The sequence below is a fragment of the Halobacterium sp. CBA1132 genome (assembly GCF_001485535.1).
GTDB lineage: Archaea > Halobacteriota > Halobacteria > Halobacteriales > Halobacteriaceae > Halobacterium.
Genome location: NZ_BCMZ01000001.1, coordinates 1,975,471 through 2,000,010, shown reverse-complemented (window position 1 = coordinate 2,000,010; position 24,540 = coordinate 1,975,471). Strand labels below are relative to the sequence as shown.

The window sequence follows — 24,540 nt, the reverse complement described above, 5'->3', positions numbered from 1 at the left end:
CATGGGAATCAGCTACAGCGTGGACACGGACCCGGAGACCACCGCGAAAGCGATGCTCCGAGAGCGTTCCATCAGCCTGAAGCACAGCAAAGCCATCGCCCGCGAAATCAAGGGCAAGACGGTCGCCGAGGCACACGAGTACCTCGACGCCGTCATCAACGAGGAGCAGTCCGTGCCGTTCAAGCAGCACAACAGCGGCGTCGGTCACCGGAACGACATCGAAGGCTGGGACGCCGGACGGTACCCGGAGAAGGCCTCGAAGGACTTCCAGAAGCTCCTCGACAACGTGGCGAACAACGCCGACCAGCAGGGCTTCGACGCCGACCAGATGGTCATCGAACACGTCGCACCCCACAAGGTCGACGAGAGCCGCGGCCGCAAACCCCGCGCGATGGGGAAGGCGGACCCGTGGAACACGACCCTCTGTGACGTCGAACTCGTGGTCGCCGAACCCGACGCCGAGGAGGTGAGCGCATAATGGCCGACGAGATGGAGTTCATCGAGCAGGGCCTCCAGCGCTCCCAAATCGACGAGTTCTTCGCCGAAGAGCTGGCTCGCGCCGGCTACGGCGGCATGGAACTCGCTCCCACCCCGATGGGCATGCAGATCGTCCTCAAGGCCGAGAAGCCCGGGATGGTCATCGGCAAGGGCGGGAAGAACATCCGGAAGATCACAACGCAGCTCGAGGAGCGCTTCGACCTCGAGGACCCGCAGATCGACGTGCAGGAGGTCGACGAACCGGACCTCAACGCACAGATCGTCGCGGACCGCCTCGCGAACGCGCTCGAACGCGGCTGGTACTTCCGGAAGGCCGGACACACGACCATCGACCGCATCATGGACGCCGGCGCACTCGGCGCCGAAATCGTCCTCAGCGGGAAGGTCACCGGCAACCGCGGCCGCGTCGAGAAGTTCAACCGCGGCTACATCAAGCACAACGGCGAGCCCGCCGAGGAGATCGTCGACCACGGCAAGGGCGTCGCGGTGATGAAGCTCGGCACCATCGGTGTCAGCGTCAAGATCATCCCGCCGAACGCGAAGCTCCCCGACGACTTCGAGATCCAGGAGGACGCGGACATCGAGGACCTCGTCGTCGACGAGGAGGAAGCCGGCGAGGAACTCGAAGAGCTCCTCGAAGGCGAAGGCGAAGACGCCGAGGCCGAGGGCGAGGCGCCCGAGGACGCGGCGGAGACCGACGCGGCCGACGAGGCTGCAGTCGAGGAAATCGTCGAGGAAGACCTCGACGCCGAGGAAGGCTCGTCGCCGACCTCGCCGCCGGACGCCGACGGTGACGTCGAGGAGGACCTCGACGAACTCGCCGAGGACGTCGAAGAGTTCGACGAGGTCGACAGCGAGGCCGAGGAGACCGCCGAGGAACTCCTCGAGGAGATGGAAGCCGACGAAGACGAGTCCGATTCCGAGGAGGGTGAGGAATAATGGCGATTCTCCACACCGAAGAGATTCGGGACATGACCCCCGCGGAACGGGACGCAGAGCTGGAAGAAATCGAGACGGAGCTGCTGAACGCCAAGGCCGTGAAGGCCGCTGGCGGCGCCCCGGACAACCCGGGCCGCATCGGCGAACTCCGTCGCACGGTCGCGCGAATCAAGACGATTCAGCGCGAGGAAGGCGACCTCGAAGCGGAAGCGGAGAGCGAGTAAAATGACGGTGACGCCCGAGACACTGCCTCGACACGAACTCGTCGGCCTGCACGCGCGGGTCGTCGAGTCCACCGACCCGTCACGGGTCGGCATCGAGGGCGAGATCGTCCGCGAGACGATGCGGACGCTCGTCTTCGACAGCGAGGAGCCACGCTCCTCGGAGAAAGCCTCGGGCGTCAAACAGGTCCCCAAGCGGGGGGCTACATTCGAGTTCCGACTCACAGATGAAGCTGCGGCGTCCGCGAAGGACGCCGGGACCGCGTCTCAACCTGCAGGTGGCGAGAGCCAAACCACTGGCGAGGGCGCGGCCTACGTTACGGTGGATGGGGTCGCGTTGCTCTCACGACCCGCTACACGCTCCGAAACCGGAGTTGATTCGAAATGGCGATAGGACTGAACGTAACAGAACCGGAAGGCACGTGCTCCCACGAGGACTGCCCGTTCCACGGATCGCTGTCCGTGCGCGGTCAGATTCTCGAGGGCGAAGTGGCTTCCACCGACATGGACAAGACCATCGTCGTCGAGCGCGAATACGACGTATTCGTGCCGAAGTACGACCGCTACATGAAGCGGCGGTCGCGCGTCCCGGCTCACCAGCCGGACTGCCTCGACGTTGAGGTTGGCGACACGGTCAGTATCGCAGAAACCCGACCGCTCTCGAAGACCAAATCCCACGTGGTCGTCGAAGTCACCGACGGAGGTGACGCCTGATGGAAGCCATCAAGGCAGACGTCACGCAGGGCCTGGAGAAGGGCTCGCTCATCAACTGCGCCGACAACACTGGCGCACGCGAGCTCAAGATCACGAGCGTCAAAGGGTATCAAGGAACCAAGAACCGCCACCCGAAGGCCGGGCTCGGCGACACGATCACCGTCTCGGTGACCAAGGGGACGCCGGAGATGCGTCGCCAGGTCCTCGAAGCGGTCGTCGTGCGCCAGCGCAAGCCCATCCGACGGCCCGACGGCACGCGCGTGAAGTTCGAGGACAACGCCGCGGTCATCATCGACGACCTCGGTGAGCCTCGCGGGACCGAGATCAAGGGTCCGATTTCGCGCGAAGTGGCGGAACGGTACGGTACCATCGCGAGTACCGCGACGATGATTGTATAGAACATGAGCGAACAACCACACAAACAGCGAAACCGCACGGAGCGCGCGCCGCTTCACGAGCGACAGAAGCAGGTGCACGCGACGCTGTCCGACGACCTCCGAGAGGAGTACGACCAGCGACGCGTTCGCGTCAACGTCGGTGACACCGTCGAAGTGATGCGCGGCGACGACGCCGGCGAGACCGGCGAAGTCGTCGATGTCGACCTCCGCGACGAGACGGTTCGCGTGGAGGACGTCACCGTCGAGAAGGCGGACGGCGAGGAGCTGCCGAAGCCGATGGACGCCAGCAACCTCCGCGTCACCGAACTCGACCTCGAAGACGACGTGCGCGCCGCGCGGCTCGAAGGTGACAACGAATGACGAACCACCAGAAGCGACTCTCGGTACCGAAGTCCTGGCCGGTCGAGCGGAAGACGGAGACGTTCACCGCGAAGGCCGGGGCCGGTCCGCACGGCGAATCGGGCGTACCGCTCGTCGTCGTGCTCCGGGACGTCCTGGGCTACGTCGACGACACCAGCGAAGCGCAGTACGCCATCAACATCGACGGCGTGCTCGTCAACGGTGCCTCGGTCGGCGACGTCAACCGCCCCATCGGGATGTTCGACATCCTGGCGTTCCCCGAGCGCGACGAACACTACCGTGTCTTCCCCGACGAAGGGGGGCGACTCGGGCTGACGCCCATCGAAGCAGATGCGGCGGACAGCAAGCTCAGCAAGGTCGAGGACAAGACCACCGTCTCCGACGGGAAGTCCCAGCTGAACCTCCACGACGGCACGAACCTGCTCGTCGACGAGGATGTCTACAGCGGGAAGGACTCCATCGTCGTTGACAACGAGTCCAACGACATCGTCGCTCACTTCGAGTACGGTGAGGGCGCGCTGGTCACCGCAGTTGCGGGCCAGCACGCCGGCGACATCGGCCGCATCGACGAGATTTCGGTGCAGCCGGGCAGCGCTCAGAACACCGTCTACGTGGAGACCGCAGACGGGAGCTTCGAGACGGTCGAAGAGTACGTCGTCGTCATCGACGAGCAGTTCGTCGAGGACGACGCCGAACTCCCGGGTGATGGTGAATGAGCGAGTCTGAAGCCGACTTCCACGAGATGCGCGAGCCGCGCATCGAGAAGGTCGTCGCCCACATGGGCGTCGGTCAGGGTGGTGTCGACCTCCAGAACGCGGAGAACATCCTCGAGGAAGTCACGGGCCAGCAGACGGTCCGGACCACCGCCAAGCGCACCGAACCCGAGTTCGGTATCCGCGAGGGCGACCCGATTGGCGCGAAGGTCACGCTTCGCGGCGAGGACGCGTACGACTTCCTCGACCGCGCGCTCCCCACAGTCGACCTGGCCGAACGCCAGTTCGACGACACGGGGAACGTGAGCTTCGGTATCGAAGAGCACACCGACTTCCCGAGTCAGGAGTACGACCCCGACATCGGAATCTACGGCCTCGACGTGACCGTGAACCTCGTGCGCCCGGGTTACCGGGTCGCGAAGCGCGACCAGGTCAGCCGACAGATTCCGTCGAACCACCGACTCAACCCCGAGGACGCGGTCGCGTTCCTCGAAGCGAACTTCGACGTGGAGGTCAACGAATGAGCGAGAGCGAACAAGCAGAAGAGACGGGCCAGACACACGAGTGCCGGCGCTGTGGCCGCAAGCAGGGCCTCGTCGGCAAGTACGACATCTGGCTCTGTCGACAGTGCTTCCGGGAGATTGCCCGCTCGATGGGCTTCAAGAAGTACAGCTAACAATGACGGCAAACGACCCCCTGTCCGACGCAGTCTCCGGCATCGATAACGCCGAGAGCGTCGGGCACCTCACGCACACAGTAGAGCCCGCCTCCAACATGGTCGGCTCCGTCCTCGAGGTCTTCTACGACCGCGGGTATATCGACGGCTTCGAGTTCGTCGACGACGGGAAGGCCGGCAAGTTCGAGGTCGAACTGAAAGGTGCCATCAACGAGTGTGGCCCCGTGAACCCACGGTACTCCGTGGCAGCCGACGGGTACGAGAAGTGGGAGAAGCGCTATCTCCCCGCCCGTGACTACGGCGCGCTCGTCGTCACGACGAGCCACGGCATCATGAGCCACTACGAGGCCCGCGAGAAGGGCATCGGTGGCCAAGTGATCGCGTACGTATACTAATCATGGCACGAGTCGAAATCGAAATTCCGGACGACGTGACGGCGGAGGTCGACCACCTCGACCTCACCGTCGAAGGCCCCGAAGGGTCCGTGTCGCGCCGCCTCTGGTACCCGGACGTCAGCGTCTCCGTCGAGGACGACGCCGTCGTCGTGGCCAGCGACGTCGACGACGCGAAGACGCTCTCGACGGTCGGTACGTTCGAGAGCCACGTGGAGAACATGTTCCACGGCGTCACCGAGGGCTGGGAGTACCAGCTCGAAGTCCACTACTCTCACTTCCCGATGCAGGTGGAAGTCGAGGGCGAGGAAGTCGTCATCCAGAACTTCCTCGGCGAGAAGGCGCCGCGACGGACGCCCGTCCGCGGCGACACCGACGTCACGGTGGACGGCGAAGAAGTGACACTCCGAGGCCCGAGTATCGAGGACGTCGGCCAGACGGCGGCCGACATCGAACAGCTGACGCGCGTCACCGACAAGGACACGCGCGTGTTCCAGGACGGCGTGTACATCGTCGAGAAACCCACGAAGGGAGGTGCCTGATAGATGGCAGAAGAAGAAACTGACACGCCAGAGACGCTGGAGGACATCTCGGGCGTCGGTCCCTCGAAGGCAGAAGCGCTCCGCGAGGCCGGCTACGAGTCCGTCGAGGACATGCGGGCAGCCAGCCAGAGCGAACTCGCGGACGTCTCCGGCATCGGCAACGCGCTCGCAGCGCGCATCAAAGCCGACGTCGGCGGTCTAGAAGTCGAAGCGGAGACCGAAGCCGAAGTCGAGGAAGCCGAACCCGAAGAGGAAGCAGCCGAGGAGGAAGTGGAGACGGAGCTCCGTCCCCGCGGCCTCACCGAGAAGACGCCGGACCTCAGCGACAACGAGCAGCGCTTGCTGAACAAGCGCCGTCGCGAGGGCAAACCGCAGTTCAACCGGCAGGACTACCACAAGAAGAAGCGCACGCCGTCGTCGTGGCGCCGCCCGAAGGGCACGCTGTCCAAGCAGCGCCGCGGCGTGAAGGGCAAGGGTGACAAAGTCGAGGCTGGCTTCCGGACGCCGGAAGCAATCCGCGGCAAGCACCCCAGCGGCTTCGAGGAAGTTCGCGTGCACAACGCGGACGACCTCGACCAGATCGACCCGGACACGGAGGCAGCCCGCATCGCCTCGAAGGTTGGCGCACGCAAGCGCGAACGCATCGAGGAGCAGGCCGAAGAGGCGGGCATCCGCGTCCTGAATCCGACCTACGTCGAAGTGGAGGTTGACCAATGAGCGACCTGAGCGCACAGAAGCGGCTCGCGGCCGACGTCCTCGACGTCGGGAAGAACCGCGTCTGGTTCGACCCCGAAGCGCAGGCGGAAATCGCGGACGCGATTACCCGCGAGGACATCCGCGAGCTCGTCGACGAAGGGACGATTGCGGCAGAGGAAAAGAGCGGAAATTCGCGCGGTCGCGCACGAGAGCGCGACGAGAAGAAGGCCTACGGCCACCAGAAGGGCCCCGGTTCCCGCAAGGGGAAGTCGGGCGCTCGGCAGAACGACAAGGAGTCGTACATGGGTCGGATTCGCGCGCAGCGGCGGACGCTCCGGGAACTCCGTGACGAAGGGTCCATCACCCAGAGTCAGTACCGGAAACTGTACAACATGGCCAACGGTGGCGAGTTCGACAGTGTCCGACGCCTCCAGAACTACGTCGAAGAACACTACGGTGATAGCTAATGGCGACAGGACCACGATATAAGGTGCCGATGCGGCGCCGCCGCGAGGTCCGGACCGACTACCATCAGAGGTTGCGCCTCCTGAAGTCAGGGAAACCTCGGCTCGTTGCTCGGAAGAGCAACAAGCACGTCACGGCGCAGCTGGTCGTTACCGGCCCCGACGGCGACGAAACAATCGCGAGCGCACACTCCAGCGACCTCGCCGAGTACGGCTGGGAGGCTCCCACGGGGAACCTGCCGGCAGCGTACCTGACGGGGCTGCTCGCCGGAGTTCGCGCAAAGGACTCGGACGCTGACGAGGCCGTCCTCGACATCGGCCTCAACACCGCGACGCCGGGTTCGAAGGTGTTCGCAATCCAAGAGGGCGCGATCGACGCCGGCCTCGACGTCCCGCACAACGACTCGGTCCTCGCGGACTGGTCGCGGACGCGCGGCGAACACATCGCGGAGTACGCCGAGTCTCTCGACGAGCCGCTGTACGGCGGCGAGTTCGACGCAACGGAGCTTCCCGAGCACTTCGACGAAGTGCGGGAGGCCATCTTGGAGGACAACGAATGAGCTACAACGACACCTGGGAACCGAAGACACGCCTGGGTCGCCTCGTCAAGGACGGCGACATCGATTCGATGTCCGACGCCCTCGACAGCGGACTCCCGCTCAAGGAGCCGGAGATCGTCGACAACCTGCTGCCGGGACTCGACGACGAAGTGCTGGACATCAACATGGTCCAGCGCATGACCGACTCCGGTCGACGCGTGAAGTTCCGCTGCGTGGTCGTCGTCGGTAACCGCGACGGCTACGTCGGCTACGCGGAGGGCCGCGACGACCAGGTCGGCGGCGCCATCCAGAAGGCGATCGAGGTCGCGAAACTGAACATCATCGACGTCTCCCGCGGCTGTGGGTCTTGGGAGTGTGGCTGTGGGCGCCCCCACACCGTCGCGCTCAAGACGACCGGACAGGCCGGGAGCGTCGAGGTCGAACTGATTCCCGCGCCGCGTGGCCTCGGCCTCGCGGGCGGCGAGACCGTGCGCCACGTCCTCGAGCTCGCAGGCATCGAGGACGTGTGGACGCGCTCCTCGGGGAAGACCCGGACGACCGTGAACTTCGCGAAGGCGACGTTCAACGCGCTCCGGAAGACCGCGGAAGCCCGCGTCCCCCAGCACGCCCACGAGCAGCGTGAGGTGATCGAGTGATGCAGGCAGTCGTCCAACTGCGCGGCGAGGTCAACATCAGCGAGGACGTCGTGGACACGTTCGAGATGCTGAACATCCACAGCGTCAACCACTGCGCGCTCGTCCCCGAGACGGACGCCTACGACGGGATGGTCGCGAAGGTCAACGACTTCGTCGCGTTCGGGGAACCGAGCCGCGACGTGCTCGCGGACCTCATCGAAGCCCGCGGCGAGCCCGAGACGGGTTCGGCGGACGTCGACGACGAGTGGGTCGCCGAGAACACCGACTACGACGACGTCGACGACCTCGCGGGCGCGCTCCTCGACGAGGAGACGACGCTCCGCGAGTCCGGACTGGCGCCCGCGCTGCGCCTGCACCCGCCGCGTGGCGGCCACGACGGCATCAAGAAGCCGGTCAGCGACGGCGGCCAGCTCGGCAAACACACCACCGAGGAGATCGACGACCTCCTCACCGACATGCACTAACCATGACGAGCAAGAAACGACGACAACGCGGCTCCCGCACGCACGGCGGCGGCACACACAAGAACCGGCGCGGCGCCGGTAACCGCGGTGGCCGCGGTCGCGCGGGCCGCAAGAAGCACGAGCAACACAACTACGAAGACGTCGGCAAGTCCGGCTTCAAGCGCCCGGAGAAGACCGACCGCGACGTCCGCGAGGTGTCCGTCCAGAAGCTCGACGAGGACATCGCGTTGTTCGCCGAAGATGGGGTCGCCGAGGAGACGGAGTACGGCTACCGCATCGACGCCCGTGACGTCGCCGAGGACGGCTGGGAGGCCGACGTGGTGAAGGTGCTCGGTGGCGGACAGGTCCACGAACAGCTCGAAGTGACGGCGGACGCGTTCTCCGCGGGCGCCGTCGACCTCATCGAGAGCGAGGGCGGCGACGCCGTCGTCTCCGAGCGCGGCACCGAGGACAGCGAGGAGTAACCCATGGGATGGAAGGAGACTGCCGCACCGGTCCTCACGCGGATGCCCGCAGTGCAGCGTCCGGAAGGACACGTGCCGTTCCGCCGGAAGATGTACTGGACGGCCGGCGTGCTCGTCCTGTACTTCTTCCTGACGAACGTCACGCTCTGGGGGCTCGACACCGGCGCGAGCCAGGACCTCTTCGGACAGTTCCGGAGCCTGCTCGCCGGTGGTCAGGGTACAGTGCTGCAACTCGGCATCGGTCCCATCGTCACCGGGAGCATCGTCTTGCAGCTGCTCGGTGGCGCGAACCTGCTGGGTCTGGACACTAACGACCCCCGCGATCAGGCGATCTATCAGGGTCTCCAGAAGATGCTGGTGATCGTGATGATCTTCCTGACGGGCATCCCGATGGTGTTCTTCGGGAACTTCCTCCAGCCTAGCGCGGCGCTCGCGCAGTCGCTCGGCGTCGGGGAGCTGGGCGTGCAGCTGCTGTTGTTCGCCCAGATTGCCACCGGTGGCATTCTCCTGCTGTTCATGGACGAGGTCATCTCGAAGTGGGGCGTCGGCTCCGGTATCGGCCTGTTCATCGTGGCGGGCGTGAGCCAGAGCCTCGTCGGCGGGCTGATCTTCTGGGAGGGACAGTTCCCGAACCAGGGACTCATCCCGAACTGGATCTCGCTGGCGCTGGGTAACGTCTCGGGCATCCCGCCGATACTCTCGATGGACGGGATCTCGTACCTGCTCATCCAGGGCGGCATCCTCGGATTGTTCACGACGCTGCTCATCTACGTCACCGTCGTGTACGCCGAGAGCGTTCGCGTCGAGATTCCGTTGAGCCACGCACGCGTGAAGGGCGCGCGCGGTCGGTTCCCCGTGAAGCTCATCTACGCGAGCGTCCTGCCGATGATCCTCGTTCGCGCGCTGCAGGCGAACATCCAGTTCATCGGGCAGATTCTGAACTCGACGGTCGGCATTCCGTCGTGGCTCGGAGTCTACAACGATGGCGGCACCGCTATCAGCGGGATATTCTACTACCTCTCGCCGATATACAGCCGCGAGAGCTGGATGTGGTGGCTCGGCAGTACGCCGGCGACCATCGAGCCGTGGCAGATCATGATTCGCATCGGTGTCGACCTGACGTTCATGATCGTCGGCGGCGCCGTCTTCGCCATCTTCTGGGTGGAGACGACGGATATGGGACCGAAGGCCACCGCGAAACAGATTCAGAACTCGGGGATGCAGATTCCCGGGTTCCGGAAGAACCTCGGGGTCATCGAGAAGGTCCTCGAGCGGTACATCCCGCAGGTCACCGTGCTCGGCGGCGCGCTCGTCGGGCTGCTGGCGGTGATGGCGAACATGCTCGGAACTATCGGGAACATCAGCGGGACGGGCCTGCTGCTGACAATCTCTATCACGTACAAGCTCTACGAGGAGATTGCCGAAGAGCAGATGATGGAGATGCACCCGATGATGCGGGAGATGTTCGGCGGCGGCGACTGAGTTCGCACCGGACACTCGGTGGGCGGTCCACCGCTCGCGTCGACTTCGACGACCATTTTTTGTGTTTACGGGCCAGCGACAGCCAAAACGAGAGCGCGGTCAGTAGACGAGTTCCGGGTCGCTCTCGACGGCGTACAGCGTGCGCGCCGCGACGTTGACGGCGTGGTCGGCGACGCGTTCGACGTCGCGAATCGTCAACAGTAGCCGGGAGACGTCGTCCATCAGCGCTTCGGTCCGCCAGGGGTCGTCGCCGGCTTCGCGCTCGATGAGGTCGCGGACGACGCGCTCGCTTGCGGCCTGACAGAGCGCGTCGACCTCGTCGTCGCGGGCGGCGATGTCGTAGCAGGCGTCGGCGTCCTCGGTGGCGTACGCGTCGAGGGCGTCCGAAACGAGAGAGCGGGCGTCCCGGCCGACGTCGACGACGTCCACGTCGACGAGTCGGGTGTCGTCGGTGGCGAGCGCGTACCGGCCGAAGTTCGTCGCGAGGTCGCCGACGCGTTCGAGGTCGGTGAGAATCTTGAACGACGCGGCGACGAACCGGAGGTCGCCGGCGACGGGCTGCTGGAGCGCGAACAGGTCGATGCACTCGCTCTCCAGCGCGAGGTAGCGTTCGTTGACCTCGTCGTCACCCTGGATGACGGCGCGCGCGAGGTCGTCGTCACCTCGTTCGAGGGCGTCGAGGCTGTCGTCGAGGCGACCCAACACGAGGTCGCCCATCTCGCGGACGCCGGCACGGAGGTCGTCGAGGGACTGCTGGAACTCCTCGCGTGGCACGGGAATCACCCGAACTTTCCGGTGATGTAGTCCTCGACGCGCTGGCTCTCGGGGTTCTCGAATATCTGGTCGGTGTCGCCGTACTCCACGAGTTCCCCGCCCGTGAGGAAGACCGCGGTCTGGTCGCTGATGCGGGCGGCCTGTTGCATGTTGTGCGTGACGACGACGACGGTGTAGTCCTCGGCGAGTTCCTCGACGAGGTCTTCGATTTTCGCGGTGGCGATTGGGTCGAGGGCCGAAGCGGGTTCGTCCATCAGGATGACGTCGGGGTCGACGGCGAGACACCGCGCGATGCAGAGGCGCTGCTGTTGGCCGCCCGAGAGGCCGAGCGCGTTGTCGTCGAGGCGGTCCTCGACTTCCTCCCACAGCGCCGCGCGTTTGAGCGCGCGCTCGACGAGATCGGCTTCCTGTTGGTGGTCGTCGTGGCCGAGCAGTCGCGCGAGCAGACCGGTGTCGAGGTCGCCGTGCTTGCGGGGGCCGTAGGAGATGTTATCCCGGATGGACTTCGGGAAGGGGTTGGGCTCTTGGAACACCATGCCGACGCGCTTGCGGAGTTCGACGAGGTTGACGCCGTCGGTGTAGATTTCCTCGCCGTCGAGTTTCACGGAGCCGTCGATGCGGGCGCTGTCGACGCGGTCGTTCATGCGGTTCAGGCACCGCAGGAACGTGGACTTCCCGCAGCCGGAGGGACCGATGAGCGCGGTGACGCTCTCGGCGGGGATGTCGAGGGAGACGCTCTGGAGGGCCTGTTCGTCGCCGTAGTAGACGTCGAGGTCGTCGACTGTGAGTTTCGCGTCGCCGGCGAAGTCGTAGTCGGTCCACGCGTCGCGGACCTGTTCGTCGCTCTCGCCGGTGGTCGTCTGTTGCTGTGCTGGCTCGCTGGGTTCGTGGACTGCTTCGGTTTCACTCATAGTGTAGCTTTCTCCGGAAGTAGAGGCGGCTGGCGACGCCGACGGCGTAGAGGCCGACGACGACGCCCAGCAGAACGAGCGCGGTCCCCCAGCCGAACTCGGTGTTCGTGAATATCTCCTTGGGGAACACGCCCGCCGTAATCGTCGAGTACAGTTGGTAGGGGAGCGCACTCGCCGGGGACAGCAGCGCGTCGTTGGTGACGAACGGCGGCTGAGCGCTGAACCGGAAGCTCCCGAGGACGTTCGGGTAGCTGCTGGGGTACGGCGACCCGCCGAACACCAACAGCAGGGGCGCGGTCTCGCCGGCGATGCGGCCGACGCCGAGGATGACGCCCGTGATGGTTCCGGGCATCGCGGCGGGGAGCACGACGCTGCGGATGGTTTCCCACTTCGTCACGCCGAGCGCGGCGCTGGCGTCGCGGTGTTCGTCGGGGACCGCGAGGATGGCTTCGCGGCTCGTGATGAGCACGAGCGGCAGCAGCATGAAGCCGAGCACGAGTTGCCCGACGAAGATGGAGTTCCCGCCGCTGATGCGGGGGACGAGGAACGCCAGTCCGAACAGCCCGAAGACGATGCTCGGGGTGCTCCAGAGGCCGTTGGTGGCGACTTCGACGACTTGCGTGAAGCGGCCGCGTTCGGCGTACTCGGTGAGGAAGACGGCGGCGCCGATGCCGAGCGGCACGGTGAACAGGACGGCGCCGAACACGAGCCACAGCGTCCCCATCACGGCGGGGAGGACGCCCGGCACTTCGACGAAGAGGCCGCCGGTCTGGTTCATCAGGAACGGGAACTCCGGCCACGGCACGTCGAAGCCGAGCAGCGGGACCGTGAGGTGGCCGCCCACGAGGCTCGTCCCCGTGAGCATGGTTTCGAGGCCGTTCTTGACGATGAACGCGAGCAGGAGCGCGAGCACGCCGAGCATCGCGAAGACGACCGAGCCGACGAGGTAGTACGCGCCCGCCTGCCGGCCCTCCGCGCCGAAGCCCTCACCGGCTTTCGCGGCGCTCCACGCGCTCAACAGCGCGCCGAAGACGACGAGCAGCGGCACGAGTTCGCTCCCGGGGAACACGGCCGACGACCACGACGGCGACCACGTCCACCCGGCGTTGACACCGCCGACCGCGACGTAGCCGCCGAGCAGCGCGAGAATCGCGGCGACCGGAACGGTGGAGCCGACGTCCTCGCGGGGGAGCACCGACGCGAGCAGGCCGGCGACGCCGAACACGGCGGCGACGGGGAGCCACACCGCGGCGGCGTTCCCGAACAGCCGCGTGGCGATTAGGCCGCCGAGGATTGCCCACAGCACCCCGAACACGAAGCCGACCGGGAGGCCGGCGCTCGCGGACGGCGTGCTCTCGAAGTATTCGAGTCGGGAGCCGACACCGACGACAGTGAGGCCGACGCCGGCTGCGACGAGGGCGGCACCGAGGAGCTTCAGAACGGAGACGCCGGCGACGAGCGCGGTCTCGTCGACCCACTGGAAGACGACCAGCCACGACGCGAGAAACGCCAGCGCGGACACGGCGAGGACGCCGCGGGCAACGAGAACGCTGGTCGTCGAGTCGCCGGCGACGAGGCGGTTGCGCGTGACGCTGCTCATCAGCGTTCACCTCCGAGCTTCTGGTGCATCCGCCACTCGACGTACTGGGAGCCGACGCTGAGCAGCATCACCATCACGAACAGCACGACGCCGCCCGCGAACAGCGCGCTCATGTGGAGGCCGCTGGCGTTCCCGCCCTCGAAGGCGATAACCGTCGTGAGCGTCTCGCCGTAGCTCGAGAACACGTCGAAGACCGGCGACGGGAACCCCTTCGTGTGCGAGAGCATCACGGTCGCGGCCATCGTCTCGCCCATCGCGCGGCCGACGCCGAGCAGGACGCCCGCCGAGACGCCGGAGAGCCCGGCGGGGATGGTGACGCTCTTGGTGGTCTGCCACGGGGTCGACCCCATCGCGAGCGCGCCGCTCTTGATGGACTCCGGGACGGCGTTGAGCGCGTCCTCGGCGACGGTGACGACCGTCGGGAGCGCCATGATGCCGATCATCAGGCCGGCCGCGAAGTACGTCCCGATGGTGGGCGTGCGGAACTTCGCGTAGAAGTACTGGTTGACGATGGTGAGGCCGATGAACCCGTACGTAATCGAGGGGATGCCGGCCATCAGTTCGATGCCGGGTTTGACCACTTCGCGGATGCGCCGGGGGGCGATTTCGCTGACGAACACTGCGCCTGCGATGCCGACGGGGGCGGCGACGAGCGTCGCGATGACCGTCGTCACTGCGGTCCCGACCATCATCGGCGTGAGCGACCAGACATCGTTTCGACCCCACAGTCCCTGCCCGAGTTTCGGGGTTTCCATCGCCGGATTGCGGACCTGCGTGAACACGTCCACGCCCATGGCGCGGACGATGGGCAGCGACTCGATCACGAGGAATGCGACGATGAGCGTCAGAATCGACACCGTCGCGACGGTCGTCAGGAACGTCAGCGCCTTCGCGGCCTCGGCCTGGTAGCGATACCAGCCGACGCCCATGCTGGCGAGGAAGGCGAGAACGGGGAGGACGGTCCACGCCGAGCCGGCGAAGAACAACAGAAACGTCGCGAGCACGGACCCGAACACGAGCGCGTGCATCGCGATGGCGCCGTCCGCCGTTCTGGACCGGTAGTTGTACGCCCACTGTCTGGTCGCTTCGACGCGCCGAATCACGGACGCGCGGAGCCGCGTGGGCAGCTCCCGCGTCCATCCGAGTAACTGAGTCATGTGGAATAAATCGTGTGTCGAGGCGGCCGCAGTCGGCCACGGCAGCCGGGTTTACTCGTAGTTCGACGGCGCGACCTTCTCGCGCTGGGTCTGCAGCCGGTCGTCGGGGAGCGCGAAGTAGTTGTTCGCCTGGACGAACGTCTCCTGGCCGAAGTCGCTCAGCAGGAAGTTGATGAACGCCGCTTCCTTCCGCGAGGTCCCCTCCCAGGTGTAGGCGTGGAGGTCGCGGGAGAGCGGGTAGTCTTGGGAACCGAGATTCTCGCCGTAGGAGTACGTCGTGCCGTCGATGACGAGGTCGACGGGCGGCGTCCCGCCGTCGGGCTCGACGAACGCCAGCGCGATGTACGAGATGGCGTTGTCGGCCTGCGTAATCGCTTGCTGGAGCTGCTGGTTCTGGCCGAAGCGCTGGTCCGGACTGATGGGGGCGTTCGGGTCGCCGAAGACGTTCGCCCGGAACGAGGTGTCGGTCCCGGAGCCCTCGGCGCGGCCGAGCGCGAGGATGTCGCGGTCCGGGCCGCCGAGCTCCGACCAGTTCGTAATCTCTTGGCGGTAGATGGCCCGGAGCTCCTCGATGGTGATGCTCTCGACGCCGGCGTCGGCGATTTCGTTGCTGACGACGATGGGCTGGCCGTCGACGCCGACGACGTGGTCCGTGAAGTTGTTCAGCGTCTCTTCGGAGGGGTCGCTGCCGGCGAGCTCGGCCGCGGCAGGCGCGCTGGAGTCACCGATGTCGACGCGACCCTCCATGACGCCCTCGATGCCGGTGCCGGAGTGGCTGAGCGCGATGCTCACGCGGAACGGCGGGTTCGAGCGCTCGCCGGTCGGCTCGTAGCCGTACTGGCTGGCGAAGTAGTCCGCGAGGCGCATGTCGGTGCCGTACTCCTCGGCCCACGAGGTCGGCCAGTAGTCGCCGTCGCCGGCCTCGGGGTTGGAGTTCCAGTAGCTCGCGCCGGTGTTCGTGATGGGGAACACCGTCGAGGAGCCGTCGCCGGTCAGGACGCTGGTGTCCATCTCGTTGGACTGTTCGCCGGCGGTGGTCTCCTGGTCGCTTCCGGTGTCCGCAGTGGTCGGCTCGCTGGTGTCGCCTCCGCTGTCGCCTCCGCTCGAACAGCCGGCGACCGTTGCGACGCCCGCTGCGCCGGCAGTCGCGATGAATTTCCGCCGCGATACGAGGTCGGACAGACGCGTCGAATCCTGCGCCATCACGTGGACGGTAGACGTTCCGCTATATGAACTATAATATGAGTGATATATACTGCTGTGAGAAGGGCGTAGCCGTCGGTTTGTGGGTGTGTCTCACCGAGCGCTATATAGCCGTCCGGAGAAATCAACGGGAAAATCCAAACGCCTATATTCGTTTAGGCCACCCTAAAATGCATGCGCGAGAACCGCGAGCCGTTCACGCGACGACAGTACCTCAAGGGAGCGAGCGCGGCGGCCGCCGCCGGGCTGTTCGCCGGCTGTACCAGTTCCGGCGACGGCGACACCACCGCGACCACCGAAGCGGCCGGCGGGACGTCCGGGGCCACCAGCACTACCACCGACGAGTCGCTGACGGCGTCACTGGCTCCGGCTGGCGAAATCACCCTCGACGAACCCCCGGAGGACGTCTTCGTGGTGTTCCCGCAGTACGCCGACATGGCCGTCGCGCTCGGGTACGGCGACGCGGTCAACTCCCTCTACGTCCCGGAGATGTCCGGGACGACGATGAATCACTACTACGAGCGCCTCGACGGCGTCAGCTTCGACTGGGAGGGCCTCCCGGACCCGTACGGCGACGGCATCAGCGAGGAGCAACTGTACAGCCTCGACAGCGACGTCCACTTCTTGGACCCCGCGTACCTTGTCACGCAGGACAACTGGTCGGTCGGCGACATCGACGACATGGCGTCCAACATCGGCCCGTGGTTCGGCAACTTCTACAGCGGCACCCACGACCAACCCCCCGAGCAGTACCGCGACACCTACGAGTACTACACGCTCTGGGAGCTGTTCGGCCACGTCGCCGATGTCTTCGGGGAGCGCGAGCGCGCCGAAGCGCTCCGCGACGTTCACACCGACCTCGTCGAGACCATCGAAGCCGACCTCCCGCCGGCGGAAGAACGTCCGACCGTCGCCCGCGCGACGTACTCGCAGGGCACCTTCTACACGTACCACCTCAACAAGCCCGGCTACTGGTTCGCGGACACCCGGCCGCTGGGCGCCCGCGACGCGTTCGCCGACCAGGAGTGGTCGAACTTCTGGGGGTCGGTCGGCTACGAGACGATGCTGGAGGCCGACCCGGACGTCATCCTCAACCTCTGGGGCGCGACGCCGCGCTACGACATGGCGTCGGTCCGCGAGAGCCTCCGGAACAGCGAAGCCGGCGAGACGCTCTCGGCCGTCGAGAACGACCGCGTGTACGCGTCCGGAATGCGCTATCAGGGGCCGCTGATGAACCTCTTCCAAGTGGAGATGACCGCCAAACAGCTCTACCCCGACGTGTTCGGCGAGTGGCCGGACTATGAGCACGGCGACCACTACCCCGAGATTCCCGCCGACGAACGGCTCTTCGACCGGGAGCGCGTCGCCAGCATCGTCACCGACGGCGCCTGACGCGCTCGTCTGTGCGCTCGCGGAGGCGCCGGATGCGGTCGTCCATCGCGGGATGCGTGGAGAACCACGCCTCGGCGCTGTTCTCGTCGGTTCGACGCCGCGACAGCGACGTCAGCGAGCGGCGCGGTTCGCTGGCGCGCTGTATCTTCCGGAGCGCGGACGCCAGCGCCAGCGGCTCGCCCGTGACGTCGACCGCGCGGTCGTCGGCCGCGAACTCGCGTCGCCGAGAGCGCGCGCGGACGACCAGCGTGAGCGCGACGAACGCCACGAGCACCAGTCGGCCGATGCGCTCGTGGAACGCCAGCCCCGAGTCCGCGCCCGGCCGGCCGCGCGCCCACGCCAGCAGCCGGTTGCAGCCGCGCGCGAGCAACGCAACCGGCAACACGAGCACGGCGAGGAAGCCCACGAGCGTGCGGCCGACGGCGAACGCCAGCGACTGCACGAGGCTGTCCCGGCGCTCGATGTGTGCGAGTTCGTGCGCGAGCACGGCCTCGAACTCGGCGGCGTCCAGAATGCGGAACAGCGACTCGTCGAAGACGACTGCGCCGCCGGGGCCGCCGAGGCTGAGCGCGTTCGGCACGGGCATCTGGGCGACGTACAGCGTCGGCGGGGCGACGCCCATGCGGTCGACGAGCGAGTCGAGCACGCGGTAGGCGCGGGGCGCGCGTCGCGGCTCCAGCGGGACTGCGTGTAGCTGCGCGAGGACGCGAGCGGTGCCGACGCGGTAGCTGAGGTAGCCGAACGCGACGGTGACGACGGCGACGACGCCGAGCGCGGTCACCGGCGGGACGTCCGCAGAGAAGACGGCGACCAGCGCCCACAACACGGCCGCCGCGGCGGCGACGTGCCAGACGAGCGCGACGACGCCAACGAACACCATCAGGAGGCGGCGGCCCGGACCCATGTTCGGTGGTAGTTCCGGCCGGCACAAACGGCTGTCGGCGGGAGCGCGATTCGGCGGCCAGACCCCTCCGAGCGGACGGCGCGGCGCCAGTCGTTCCGAAGCGCTATTCACGGAGGGGGCTCACCTACCGGGCATGTACGAAGGGGTGGCGGACTGATGCGCATCCTCGTCGTCGGCGCCGGCGAGGTCGGGTCGAGCATCGCCAGCAGCCTCTCGGACGCCCACGAGGTCGTGGTCGTCGACGTCGACCCGGAGCGCGTCGAGTCGCTGACCTACTCCGAGGACGTGCTCGCCGTCACCGGCGACGGCACCGACCTCGACGTGCTCGCGGAAGCCGAGGTCGAGAAGGCCGACGTCGTCATCGCGAGCACGGACGACGACGAGACGAACCTCGCGACGTGTGCGACCGTCGACACCGTCAGCGATGCGTTCACCATCGCTCGCGTCGAGCGCACCAACTATCTGGACACGTGGCGCGAACACCACGGCGCGTTCGGGGTCGACTTCATGGTGTGTACGGACCTGCTCGCGGCGGAAGCCATCGTTCGCGTCGTCGGCCTCCCGACCGCGCGCGACGTCGACCCCTTCGCCGGCGGGTCGATACAGATGGCGGAGTTCGAAGTGCCAGAGGACAGCCCGATAGCCGGAGAGACGGTCGTGGAGGCCGACCGCTTCGACGAACTGACGTTCGTCGCCGTCATCCCGGAGGGCGCCGACCACGCCAGCGTCCCGCGCGGGGACACAGTTATCGAGGGGCGTGCGCGCGTGGTCGTGGTCGGGCGGCCCGCCAGTGTCCGCGAGTTCGCTCGCGCCGTCGATCCCGCAAGCGCCGCCGGTGAAGTCGAGGACGCCGTTATCGTCGGCGGGTCGACGACCGGCAAACTCACTGCCGAGTCCCTCGTGGAGCGCGGCGTCTCGGTGCGCATCATCGAGTTCGACGAGGCCCGCGCCCGCGAACTCGCGGAGTCGTTGCCGTCCGTGACGGTGTACTCCCACGACGCCACCGACCCCGAGTTCCTCTCCCGCGAGCATATCAAAGACGCCGACGTCGTCATCGCGACGGTCGGCAGCGACGAGCGCAGCCTGTTGGCGGCGCTGCTCGCGAAACGCGAGGGCGCGACGCGCACCATCGCGGTCGTCGAGCAGGCGCGCTACGTCGACCTCTTCGAGACGGTCGGCGTCGACGTCGCGGTCAACCCCCGGCAGGTGATCGCCGAGGAGATCACGCGGTTCACGCGCGAGCGTCGCGCGGAGAACGTCGCCATCATCGAACCCGGCGGCGCGGAAGTCGTCGAGGTCGAAGTCGACGGCGACAGCGTGCTCGCCGGCCGCGCCATCCAGGACGTGATGGCGGACCTGCCCGACGGCGTCGTCGTCGGCGCCATCACGCGTGACGGCGAGTACGTTACGCCGCGCGGGAGTACTGTCGTGGAGGCCGGCGACCATGTCGTCGCGTTCGTACAGGCGAACGCGCTCGAAGAGGTGACCTCGAAACTATGACCGCGGGGCCGCCGAACCGATGACTGTTCGCGTGGACTGGCGGGCGAGCGTCGCGCTCGTCGGCACGGTGGTGAAGTGGCTGTCGGTGCCGCTTTTGGCGCCGCTGGCGGTCGCGCTCTACTACGGCGACGGCGGACTGGCGGCGTTCGTCGCGACTATTGTCGTCGCGTTCGCCGCCGGGGCGGCGCTCGAACGCGTCGGTGACCCGTCCGACCTCGGCGCCCGCGAGGGATTCTTGATGGTCGCGCTGACGTGGCTCGCGGCGAGCGTCGTCGGCGCGCTCCCGTACCTGTTCGCGGCCCACGGTATTCCGGGCGTCGCAGCGGCGTCCGCGCCCGCGTCGTCGCTCGGCAACCCCGTGAACGCACTGTTCGAGACGATGAGCGGGTTCACGACGACCGGAGCGACGGTGATGGAGGATATCTCCTTCGACACGCACTCTCACGCCGTGTTGCTGTGGCGCCAACTCACCCAGTGGCTCGGCGGCATGGGTATCGTCGTGCTCGCGGTCGCCATCCTCCCGGAACTCTCGGTCGGCGGCGCGCAGTTGATGGAGGCGGAGGCGCCCGGCCCCAGCATCGAGAAGCTCACGCCCCGCATCGCCGAGACCGCGCGAGCGCTGTGGCTGGCGTACGCCGGCATCACGCTGCTGGAAATCCTGTTGCTGTACGGTCTCCACCACGCGGGGTTCGCGGACAACATGGGCCTGTACAACGCCGTCGCGCACGGCCTCACGACGATGGCGACCGGCGGCTTCAGCCCGGCGGCGCGCTCCATCGAGGCGTTCTCCGGGGTCGTCCAGTGGGTCATCGTGCCGTTCATGTTCGCGGCGGGGACGAACTTCGCGCTCATCTGGCAGGCGCTGTCCGGCGACACCGACGCGCTGTTCGGCGACTCCGAGTTCCGCTTCTACCTCGGCGTCGTGGGCACCGTCACCGCGCTGCTGGCCGGTCTCCTGTTCACGGGGCCGGCGCTCGGTGTCAAGGACGCCGTCGCTCCCGTCGCCGGCAACTTCGAAGCGTCGCTGCGCCACGCCGTCTTCCAAGCCGCATCCCTCATCACCACGACCGGGTACGCGAGCATGGACTTCGCGCAGTGGGGCGAAGCCAGCAAGTACGTACTGTTCATCGCGCTGTTCCTCGGCGGGAGCGCGGGCAGCACCGGCGGCGCGGTGAAGATGGTGCGGTGGCTGGTCATCCTCAAGAGCCTCAAGCGAGAACTGTTCGTGACCATCCACCCCGAAGCCGTCAAGCCCGTTCGGCTGGGCGGCCGCTCGCTCGACGAGGACGCGATTCGGGGCATCTACGCGTTCACCGCCGTCTACTTCGCGCTGTTCGTCGGCGCGACGCTGTTCGTCGCCATCGATGTCACGCGCATCGAGCAGTCCCTCGACGCGCTGGAGGTGATGAGCGCCGTCGGCGCGACGCTCGGGAACGTCGGTCCCGGGTTCGGGCTGGTCGGGCCGATGGGGAACTACGAGTTCCTCCCGGAGACGACGAAACTCGCGATGGTCGGGCTGATGTGGGTCGGGCGGCTGGAAGTGTTGCCCGTCCTCGTGTTGTTGACGCGGGCGTACTGGAACTCCTGAACCCGGTCAGCCCAGCAGGCGTTCGAGCAGCGACCGGCTGCGCTGTTTCTCCGCGAGCACCACGGAGCAGTCCACGTCGTCGACGACGTCCAGCACCAGCGACCCCGTGACGAGGCGTTCGAGGAGGCCGCGCTCGGTCGCGCCGACGACGAGCAGTGACGCATCCGCAGCGGCGCTCTCGATGGCGTCCTCGACGTCGCCGGACTCGACGCGTAACTCGGCGTCGGACAGCCCCTGTTCGTCGGCCCACTCCGCGAGGAACTCGCGGCCAGCGTCGCGGTCGTCGGCGACGTGCAGGAGTGTGACTTCGCTGCCGAACTGCTCACGCAGGTAGCGCGCGATGGCGGCGCTGAGTTCGCTGTCCGGACCGCCCGCGGTCGGCACGACGACCCGCGACGGGTCGAAGCCGCGGTCCTTGAACACGAGCACGTCACACGGCAGGTCGCCGGCGAGTTCGTCGACGGCGGACTCCGCGCGGCCCGGCGACCCGTGGCTGTCCGGCCCCCACCCCATCACGAGCAGGTCGGCGTCGTGGGACTCGGCGGCGTCGAACAGTTCGGCGAACGAGCGGTGCGAGAGGATGGTGTGCGTCTCGACGGGGACGCCGAAGTCCTCCGCGTCGGCGCGCGCGTTCTCCAGCAGGCGCTCGCTCTCGTCGGCGTTCGTGAACTCGTCGAGGTGGTCGTTGGCGTACGAGAGCGAGGTCTGGTCGGGCACTTGGACGACGTGAACGGCGACGACGCGGCCGCCGTTGGCCTTCGCGGCGGCCGCGCCGAGCGTGATGAGGTCGGTCTCGTTCTCGGGGTTCGACAGCGGCACGAGCACGCGGTAGTCCGAACCGTCCGGGGCCAGCGACTCCGCGGCGGAGACGGCGGCGTCGGGCGCGCTCTCGGGGTTCGACTGGAGGTACTGGGAGAGAATGCCCGTCTTCGTCGCCCGCGAACGCGCGTACACGAGGTACCACGCGACCGCGAACACGACGAACGCGCCGGTCGCCGCGATGATGGTGGGGTTGATGAACGCGATGAGCGCGAACGACGTGATAGCGCCGAGAATCGGCGTCGCCGGGTAGAACGGGACGCGGAAGTCCGGTTGGTACTCGGGCGGGTCGACGGTCCGCATCACGACGAGCGCGACGTTCAACAGCCCGTAGATGACGAGGTGGAGCGTGCTCCCCATCGTCGACAGCGTTTCGAGGTTACCGAACAGCACGAACACGAGGATGAACACGCCGGTGAGCGCGATTGCGCGGTACGGCGTCGCGAACCGGTCGTGAATCGTGTTCAGGCTGTCGGAGACGAGTTTGTCCCGCCCCATCGCGAAGTTGATTCGCGACGACGCCAGAATCGAGGCGTTCGCCGAGGAGGCGGTGGCGAGCAGCCCACCGAACAGCAACGCGACGGCGCCGGCGGGACCCATGAGGCGGCGCGCGACGTCCACCACTGCGGTGTCGTTGCCGGCGACGAGTTCGTTCGGCACCGCCGCCAGCACCACCAGCAACACGAGCGCGTAGATGAGCGTGACGAGGACGACGCTGCCGATGACCGCACGCGGGAGGTTCTTCCCGGGGTCTTTGATCTCCTCGGCGACGCTCGTAATCTGGACGAATCCGAGGTAGGAGACGAACACCATCCCGGTCACGGGCAGCACGGTGGAGAACCCCTTCCCCTCCCGGACGAGCGGGAGCAGCGAGTTCAGGTCGGCGTTCCACGCGCCGACGGCGGTGAACACCGCGAGGATGGCGACGAGCGTGACGACGATGACGTTCTGGAGGCCGCCGGTCTCCTTCGCGCCGACGTAGTTCACGCCGACGAAGAACGCGGCGCCGAACAGCGCGACGACTTTCGCCGGCCCCAGCACCAGCGGGCCGAGTGCGACGCTGGGAACCGAGAGGAAGGTGACGACGTACTTGCCGAGGCCGAACATGTAGAACGCGGACGCGAACGCCAGCCCCATCCAGTTCGCCCACCCCGCGATGGACCCGAACATTGGCCCCAGCGAGTGGTTGACGTAGTAGTACGCGCCGCCCGCTTTCGGCATCGCAGTGCCCAGTTCGGACGCCGACAGCGCGGTCAACAGCGCGATGCCGCCGCCGACGAGGAACGCGACCGCCGACAGCGGCCCCGCCTCGTGCACAGCGGCGCCCGGAAGCACGAAGATGCCGGCGCCGATCATCGTCCCGACGCCGATGGTCAGCGCGGCCAGCGGGCCGAGGTCTTTCGCGAGTTCTTGGTCACTCATCGGCGTCCTCTGCGGGGAACACGACCACGGGGAGGTCGGCTTGCTTCACGAGGTCGCGGGCGTCGTCGCCGGTCAGGAGGTCCAGCCAGCGGTTGCTCTCGCGGGGCGTGAACGCTACTGCGCTCGCGCCGTGGTCGCGTGCGGCGGCGAAGACGCCGTCGGCGACGTCCTCGTCGAACCGAAGGTCCGTCTCGCAGGCCACCCCGGCGTCCGCGCAGGCGTCCTCGACGACCGTGAAGACGTCCTCGGCGTACAGCTCGCGCTGTTCGACGCTCGCCTTGTCGATCGCGCCGCCGCCCTTCTCGACGACGTGGACGGCGACGATTCTGCCGCCGGCGTCGCGGACGCGCGGCAGCACCGCACGCATCGTTGTCTCCGCGTCCGCCTCGCTGGCGACCGGAACGACGACGGTTTCGAGGAGGTCACCCATGTCGACCACCCGTTCCCGGGGTTGTGCAGACACCCACTCCTAGGGGCGTTGTGCGTGAGAAGCTCATACCGATAGCTGTGTCGCGCGTCTCCTTATATCTTCGACTCCGTGCGGTCGCCACCGGAACTCACACTTCGACGGCCCACAGCCGGAAGTCCTCGGGGAGTTCGTAGACGTCTTCGAAGACGGCGTCGACGAACTGGCCGACGCGGTCGTCGTCCGCGCGCGCCTCGATGCGGACGTTCGTGCCGGGGGACTCGTCGGCGGACTCGGCGGGGACCTTCTCGCGCTCCTCGATGGTGAACGCGCCGAACCGCGAGACCACCGTCGCCAGCCGGTCGAGTTCGTCGTCCGTGCAGTCGATGTTGAGCGTGCCCTCGGCGAACTGCACCCACGGCGGCAGGAACTCGGGGTCGTCGCTGGGGTCTTCGTCGGCTTCCAGCGTGCAGAACGCGCTGTCGCGCTCGCGGTGAGCGGCGATGGCGTCCGCGACGAGTTCGATGCGACCGGCGTCGGTGTCGGCGTCGAAGCGAGTCATGCGGTGCAATTGGGGGGCCGCCCACAAAGCACGTCGGTTCCGAGGCGACGCGACCGCCGCGAGTCCCGTGTCTGTCGCAATCCT

31 protein-coding genes are annotated in these 24,540 nt (G+C 67.1%); 22 read left to right on the top strand and 9 right to left on the bottom strand.

Annotated features, from left to right (window positions below; all coding sequences use genetic code 11):
* The first annotated feature begins 1 nt into the window (after nt 1).
* Genes AVZ66_RS10475 through secY form a run of 19 tightly spaced genes read left to right on the top strand, consistent with a single transcriptional unit; the run spans nt 2 to nt 10,218 of the window.
* A complete protein-coding gene (locus tag AVZ66_RS10475; RefSeq protein ID WP_058984029.1) occupies nt 2–478 on the top strand; it encodes a 50S ribosomal protein L22 in 477 nt (158 codons plus the stop codon).
* Entirely contained in the window at nt 478–1,437 is a 960-nt protein-coding gene (locus tag AVZ66_RS10470; protein ID WP_058984028.1) for a 30S ribosomal protein S3, read from the top strand. The genes AVZ66_RS10475 and AVZ66_RS10470 overlap by 1 nt, the downstream gene beginning before the upstream one ends.
* Entirely contained in the window at nt 1,437–1,661 is a 225-nt protein-coding gene (gene rpmC, locus AVZ66_RS10465) for a 50S ribosomal protein L29 (RefSeq protein WP_058984027.1), read from the top strand. The genes AVZ66_RS10470 and rpmC overlap by 1 nt, the downstream gene beginning before the upstream one ends.
* A 1-nt stretch (nt 1,662) precedes the next feature.
* The gene (locus AVZ66_RS10460) at nt 1,663–2,052 is read left to right on the top strand and encodes a ribonuclease P protein component 1 (RefSeq protein WP_058984026.1); all 390 of its coding nucleotides are present in this window, start codon (nt 1,663–1,665) and stop codon (nt 2,050–2,052) included.
* A complete protein-coding gene (locus tag AVZ66_RS10455) occupies nt 2,043–2,372 on the top strand; it encodes a 30S ribosomal protein S17 (protein ID WP_058984025.1) in 330 nt (109 codons plus the stop codon). The genes AVZ66_RS10460 and AVZ66_RS10455 overlap by 10 nt, the downstream gene beginning before the upstream one ends.
* Nucleotides 2,372–2,770, top strand: a complete 399-nt coding sequence (locus AVZ66_RS10450; RefSeq protein WP_058984024.1) for a 50S ribosomal protein L14 — start codon at nt 2,372–2,374, stop codon at nt 2,768–2,770. The genes AVZ66_RS10455 and AVZ66_RS10450 overlap by 1 nt, the downstream gene beginning before the upstream one ends.
* A gap of 3 nt (nt 2,771–2,773) precedes the next feature.
* Nucleotides 2,774–3,130 (top strand): 50S ribosomal protein L24, encoded by a 357-nt coding sequence (rplX, locus tag AVZ66_RS10445; RefSeq protein WP_058984023.1) that lies wholly within the window; start codon nt 2,774–2,776, stop codon nt 3,128–3,130.
* Nucleotides 3,127–3,846, top strand: coding sequence for a 30S ribosomal protein S4e (locus AVZ66_RS10440; protein WP_058984022.1), 720 nt, complete (start codon nt 3,127–3,129; stop codon nt 3,844–3,846). The genes rplX and AVZ66_RS10440 overlap by 4 nt, the downstream gene beginning before the upstream one ends.
* Nucleotides 3,843–4,367: a 50S ribosomal protein L5 gene (locus AVZ66_RS10435; RefSeq protein WP_058984021.1), complete on the top strand. Its 525-nt coding sequence runs from the start codon at nt 3,843–3,845 to the stop codon at nt 4,365–4,367. The genes AVZ66_RS10440 and AVZ66_RS10435 overlap by 4 nt, the downstream gene beginning before the upstream one ends.
* Nucleotides 4,364–4,519 (top strand): 30S ribosomal protein S14, encoded by a 156-nt coding sequence (locus AVZ66_RS10430; RefSeq protein WP_058984020.1) that lies wholly within the window; start codon nt 4,364–4,366, stop codon nt 4,517–4,519. The genes AVZ66_RS10435 and AVZ66_RS10430 overlap by 4 nt, the downstream gene beginning before the upstream one ends.
* Nucleotides 4,520–4,521: 2 nt before the next feature.
* Complete coding sequence (locus tag AVZ66_RS10425) at nt 4,522–4,914, top strand: 30S ribosomal protein S8 (protein WP_058984019.1); 393 nt, start codon at nt 4,522–4,524, stop codon at nt 4,912–4,914.
* A gap of 2 nt (nt 4,915–4,916) precedes the next feature.
* Nucleotides 4,917–5,453 (top strand): 50S ribosomal protein L6, encoded by a 537-nt coding sequence (locus tag AVZ66_RS10420; protein WP_058984018.1) that lies wholly within the window; start codon nt 4,917–4,919, stop codon nt 5,451–5,453.
* Between the two features lie 3 nt (nt 5,454–5,456).
* Nucleotides 5,457–6,170, top strand: coding sequence for a 50S ribosomal protein L32e (locus tag AVZ66_RS10415; RefSeq protein ID WP_058984017.1), 714 nt, complete (start codon nt 5,457–5,459; stop codon nt 6,168–6,170).
* Nucleotides 6,167–6,616, top strand: a complete 450-nt coding sequence (locus AVZ66_RS10410; RefSeq protein ID WP_058984016.1) for a 50S ribosomal protein L19e — start codon at nt 6,167–6,169, stop codon at nt 6,614–6,616. The genes AVZ66_RS10415 and AVZ66_RS10410 overlap by 4 nt, the downstream gene beginning before the upstream one ends.
* Nucleotides 6,616–7,173 carry a 50S ribosomal protein L18 gene (locus AVZ66_RS10405; protein ID WP_058984015.1) on the top strand — a complete coding sequence of 186 codons (558 nt, stop codon included), beginning with the start codon at nt 6,616–6,618 and terminating at the stop codon, nt 7,171–7,173. Before AVZ66_RS10410 ends, AVZ66_RS10405 begins: the two co-directional genes overlap by 1 nt.
* Nucleotides 7,170–7,808 carry a 30S ribosomal protein S5 gene (locus tag AVZ66_RS10400; protein WP_058984014.1) on the top strand — a complete coding sequence of 213 codons (639 nt, stop codon included), beginning with the start codon at nt 7,170–7,172 and terminating at the stop codon, nt 7,806–7,808. Before AVZ66_RS10405 ends, AVZ66_RS10400 begins: the two co-directional genes overlap by 4 nt.
* On the top strand, nt 7,808–8,272 hold the full coding sequence (gene rpmD / locus AVZ66_RS10395) for a 50S ribosomal protein L30 (protein WP_058984013.1): 465 nt from the start codon (nt 7,808–7,810) through the stop codon (nt 8,270–8,272). Before AVZ66_RS10400 ends, rpmD begins: the two co-directional genes overlap by 1 nt.
* Nucleotides 8,273–8,274: 2 nt before the next feature.
* Complete coding sequence (locus tag AVZ66_RS10390) at nt 8,275–8,736, top strand: uL15m family ribosomal protein (protein WP_058984012.1); 462 nt, start codon at nt 8,275–8,277, stop codon at nt 8,734–8,736.
* 3 nt (nt 8,737–8,739) lie between these two features.
* Nucleotides 8,740–10,218, top strand: coding sequence for a preprotein translocase subunit SecY (gene secY, locus AVZ66_RS10385; protein WP_058984011.1), 1,479 nt, complete (start codon nt 8,740–8,742; stop codon nt 10,216–10,218).
* A 99-nt stretch (nt 10,219–10,317) separates the two neighbouring features.
* Here the strand turns inward: secY and phoU are convergent, their stop codons facing one another.
* From phoU to AVZ66_RS10360, 5 genes are read right to left on the bottom strand one after another with little or no spacing between them, the layout of a single operon-like run.
* Nucleotides 10,318–10,992: a phosphate signaling complex protein PhoU gene (gene phoU / locus AVZ66_RS10380; protein ID WP_058984700.1), complete on the bottom strand. Its 675-nt coding sequence runs from the start codon at nt 10,990–10,992 to the stop codon at nt 10,318–10,320.
* Between the two features lie 5 nt (nt 10,993–10,997).
* Complete coding sequence (gene pstB, locus AVZ66_RS10375) at nt 10,998–11,903, bottom strand: phosphate ABC transporter ATP-binding protein PstB (protein ID WP_058984010.1); 906 nt, start codon at nt 11,901–11,903, stop codon at nt 10,998–11,000.
* A complete protein-coding gene (gene pstA / locus AVZ66_RS10370; RefSeq protein WP_058984009.1) occupies nt 11,896–13,503 on the bottom strand; it encodes a phosphate ABC transporter permease PstA in 1,608 nt (535 codons plus the stop codon). The genes pstB and pstA overlap by 8 nt, the downstream gene beginning before the upstream one ends.
* The gene (gene pstC, locus AVZ66_RS10365; RefSeq protein WP_082678828.1) at nt 13,503–14,660 is read right to left on the bottom strand and encodes a phosphate ABC transporter permease subunit PstC; all 1,158 of its coding nucleotides are present in this window, start codon (nt 14,658–14,660) and stop codon (nt 13,503–13,505) included. Before pstC ends, pstA begins: the two co-directional genes overlap by 1 nt.
* A gap of 51 nt (nt 14,661–14,711) precedes the next feature.
* Nucleotides 14,712–15,863: a PstS family phosphate ABC transporter substrate-binding protein gene (locus AVZ66_RS10360; protein ID WP_058984008.1), complete on the bottom strand. Its 1,152-nt coding sequence runs from the start codon at nt 15,861–15,863 to the stop codon at nt 14,712–14,714.
* Nucleotides 15,864–16,037: 174 nt separating this feature from the next.
* On the opposite strand from AVZ66_RS10360, the gene AVZ66_RS10355 reads away from it, so the two are divergent.
* On the top strand, nt 16,038–17,255 hold the full coding sequence (locus AVZ66_RS10355; RefSeq protein WP_058984007.1) for an ABC transporter substrate-binding protein: 1,218 nt from the start codon (nt 16,038–16,040) through the stop codon (nt 17,253–17,255).
* On the opposite strand, the gene AVZ66_RS10350 is transcribed toward AVZ66_RS10355, so the two are convergent.
* Nucleotides 17,239–18,159 (bottom strand): M48 family metallopeptidase, encoded by a 921-nt coding sequence (locus tag AVZ66_RS10350; RefSeq protein WP_231727104.1) that lies wholly within the window; start codon nt 18,157–18,159, stop codon nt 17,239–17,241. The genes AVZ66_RS10355 and AVZ66_RS10350 overlap by 17 nt on opposite strands.
* Before the next feature lie 156 nt (nt 18,160–18,315).
* Here AVZ66_RS10350 and trkA point away from each other — a divergent pair, with 156 nt between their 5' ends.
* The gene (trkA, locus tag AVZ66_RS10345) at nt 18,316–19,659 is read left to right on the top strand and encodes a Trk system potassium transporter TrkA (RefSeq protein WP_058984006.1); all 1,344 of its coding nucleotides are present in this window, start codon (nt 18,316–18,318) and stop codon (nt 19,657–19,659) included.
* A gap of 19 nt (nt 19,660–19,678) precedes the next feature.
* Nucleotides 19,679–21,247 (top strand): TrkH family potassium uptake protein, encoded by a 1,569-nt coding sequence (locus AVZ66_RS10340; protein ID WP_058984005.1) that lies wholly within the window; start codon nt 19,679–19,681, stop codon nt 21,245–21,247.
* Between the two features lie 6 nt (nt 21,248–21,253).
* Here AVZ66_RS10340 and AVZ66_RS10335 read toward each other — a convergent pair whose 3' ends face one another.
* The 3 genes from AVZ66_RS10335 to AVZ66_RS10325 form a co-directional block, all read right to left on the bottom strand.
* Complete coding sequence (locus AVZ66_RS10335; protein ID WP_058984004.1) at nt 21,254–23,488, bottom strand: amino acid permease; 2,235 nt, start codon at nt 23,486–23,488, stop codon at nt 21,254–21,256.
* On the bottom strand, nt 23,481–23,918 hold the full coding sequence (locus tag AVZ66_RS10330) for a universal stress protein (RefSeq protein WP_058984003.1): 438 nt from the start codon (nt 23,916–23,918) through the stop codon (nt 23,481–23,483). The genes AVZ66_RS10335 and AVZ66_RS10330 overlap by 8 nt, the downstream gene beginning before the upstream one ends.
* Before the next feature lie 127 nt (nt 23,919–24,045).
* Nucleotides 24,046–24,456: a hypothetical protein gene (locus AVZ66_RS10325; protein ID WP_058984002.1), complete on the bottom strand. Its 411-nt coding sequence runs from the start codon at nt 24,454–24,456 to the stop codon at nt 24,046–24,048.
* Nucleotides 24,457–24,540 lie beyond the last annotated feature (84 nt).

Coding starts and splice junctions, on each gene's coding strand:
- AVZ66_RS10475 (WP_058984029.1), top strand. CDS start 2: ATGGGAATCAGCTACAGCGTGGACACGGACCCGGAGACCACCGCGAAA.
- AVZ66_RS10470 (WP_058984028.1), top strand. CDS start 478: ATGGCCGACGAGATGGAGTTCATCGAGCAGGGCCTCCAGCGCTCCCAA.
- rpmC (WP_058984027.1), top strand. CDS start 1,437: ATGGCGATTCTCCACACCGAAGAGATTCGGGACATGACCCCCGCGGAA.
- AVZ66_RS10460 (WP_058984026.1), top strand. CDS start 1,663: ATGACGGTGACGCCCGAGACACTGCCTCGACACGAACTCGTCGGCCTG.
- AVZ66_RS10455 (WP_058984025.1), top strand. CDS start 2,043: ATGGCGATAGGACTGAACGTAACAGAACCGGAAGGCACGTGCTCCCAC.
- AVZ66_RS10450 (WP_058984024.1), top strand. CDS start 2,372: ATGGAAGCCATCAAGGCAGACGTCACGCAGGGCCTGGAGAAGGGCTCG.
- rplX (WP_058984023.1), top strand. CDS start 2,774: ATGAGCGAACAACCACACAAACAGCGAAACCGCACGGAGCGCGCGCCG.
- AVZ66_RS10440 (WP_058984022.1), top strand. CDS start 3,127: ATGACGAACCACCAGAAGCGACTCTCGGTACCGAAGTCCTGGCCGGTC.
- AVZ66_RS10435 (WP_058984021.1), top strand. CDS start 3,843: ATGAGCGAGTCTGAAGCCGACTTCCACGAGATGCGCGAGCCGCGCATC.
- AVZ66_RS10430 (WP_058984020.1), top strand. CDS start 4,364: ATGAGCGAGAGCGAACAAGCAGAAGAGACGGGCCAGACACACGAGTGC.
- AVZ66_RS10425 (WP_058984019.1), top strand. CDS start 4,522: ATGACGGCAAACGACCCCCTGTCCGACGCAGTCTCCGGCATCGATAAC.
- AVZ66_RS10420 (WP_058984018.1), top strand. CDS start 4,917: ATGGCACGAGTCGAAATCGAAATTCCGGACGACGTGACGGCGGAGGTC.
- AVZ66_RS10415 (WP_058984017.1), top strand. CDS start 5,457: ATGGCAGAAGAAGAAACTGACACGCCAGAGACGCTGGAGGACATCTCG.
- AVZ66_RS10410 (WP_058984016.1), top strand. CDS start 6,167: ATGAGCGACCTGAGCGCACAGAAGCGGCTCGCGGCCGACGTCCTCGAC.
- AVZ66_RS10405 (WP_058984015.1), top strand. CDS start 6,616: ATGGCGACAGGACCACGATATAAGGTGCCGATGCGGCGCCGCCGCGAG.
- AVZ66_RS10400 (WP_058984014.1), top strand. CDS start 7,170: ATGAGCTACAACGACACCTGGGAACCGAAGACACGCCTGGGTCGCCTC.
- rpmD (WP_058984013.1), top strand. CDS start 7,808: ATGCAGGCAGTCGTCCAACTGCGCGGCGAGGTCAACATCAGCGAGGAC.
- AVZ66_RS10390 (WP_058984012.1), top strand. CDS start 8,275: ATGACGAGCAAGAAACGACGACAACGCGGCTCCCGCACGCACGGCGGC.
- secY (WP_058984011.1), top strand. CDS start 8,740: ATGGGATGGAAGGAGACTGCCGCACCGGTCCTCACGCGGATGCCCGCA.
- pstB (WP_058984010.1), bottom strand. CDS start 11,903: ATGAGTGAAACCGAAGCAGTCCACGAACCCAGCGAGCCAGCACAGCAA.
- pstA (WP_058984009.1), bottom strand. CDS start 13,503: ATGAGCAGCGTCACGCGCAACCGCCTCGTCGCCGGCGACTCGACGACC.
- pstC (WP_082678828.1), bottom strand. CDS start 14,660: ATGACTCAGTTACTCGGATGGACGCGGGAGCTGCCCACGCGGCTCCGC.
- AVZ66_RS10360 (WP_058984008.1), bottom strand. CDS start 15,863: ATGGCGCAGGATTCGACGCGTCTGTCCGACCTCGTATCGCGGCGGAAA.
- AVZ66_RS10355 (WP_058984007.1), top strand. CDS start 16,038: ATGCGCGAGAACCGCGAGCCGTTCACGCGACGACAGTACCTCAAGGGA.
- AVZ66_RS10350 (WP_231727104.1), bottom strand. CDS start 18,159: ATGGGTCCGGGCCGCCGCCTCCTGATGGTGTTCGTTGGCGTCGTCGCG.
- trkA (WP_058984006.1), top strand. CDS start 18,316: ATGCGCATCCTCGTCGTCGGCGCCGGCGAGGTCGGGTCGAGCATCGCC.
- AVZ66_RS10340 (WP_058984005.1), top strand. CDS start 19,679: ATGACTGTTCGCGTGGACTGGCGGGCGAGCGTCGCGCTCGTCGGCACG.
- AVZ66_RS10335 (WP_058984004.1), bottom strand. CDS start 23,488: ATGAGTGACCAAGAACTCGCGAAAGACCTCGGCCCGCTGGCCGCGCTG.
- AVZ66_RS10330 (WP_058984003.1), bottom strand. CDS start 23,918: ATGGGTGACCTCCTCGAAACCGTCGTCGTTCCGGTCGCCAGCGAGGCG.
- AVZ66_RS10325 (WP_058984002.1), bottom strand. CDS start 24,456: ATGACTCGCTTCGACGCCGACACCGACGCCGGTCGCATCGAACTCGTC.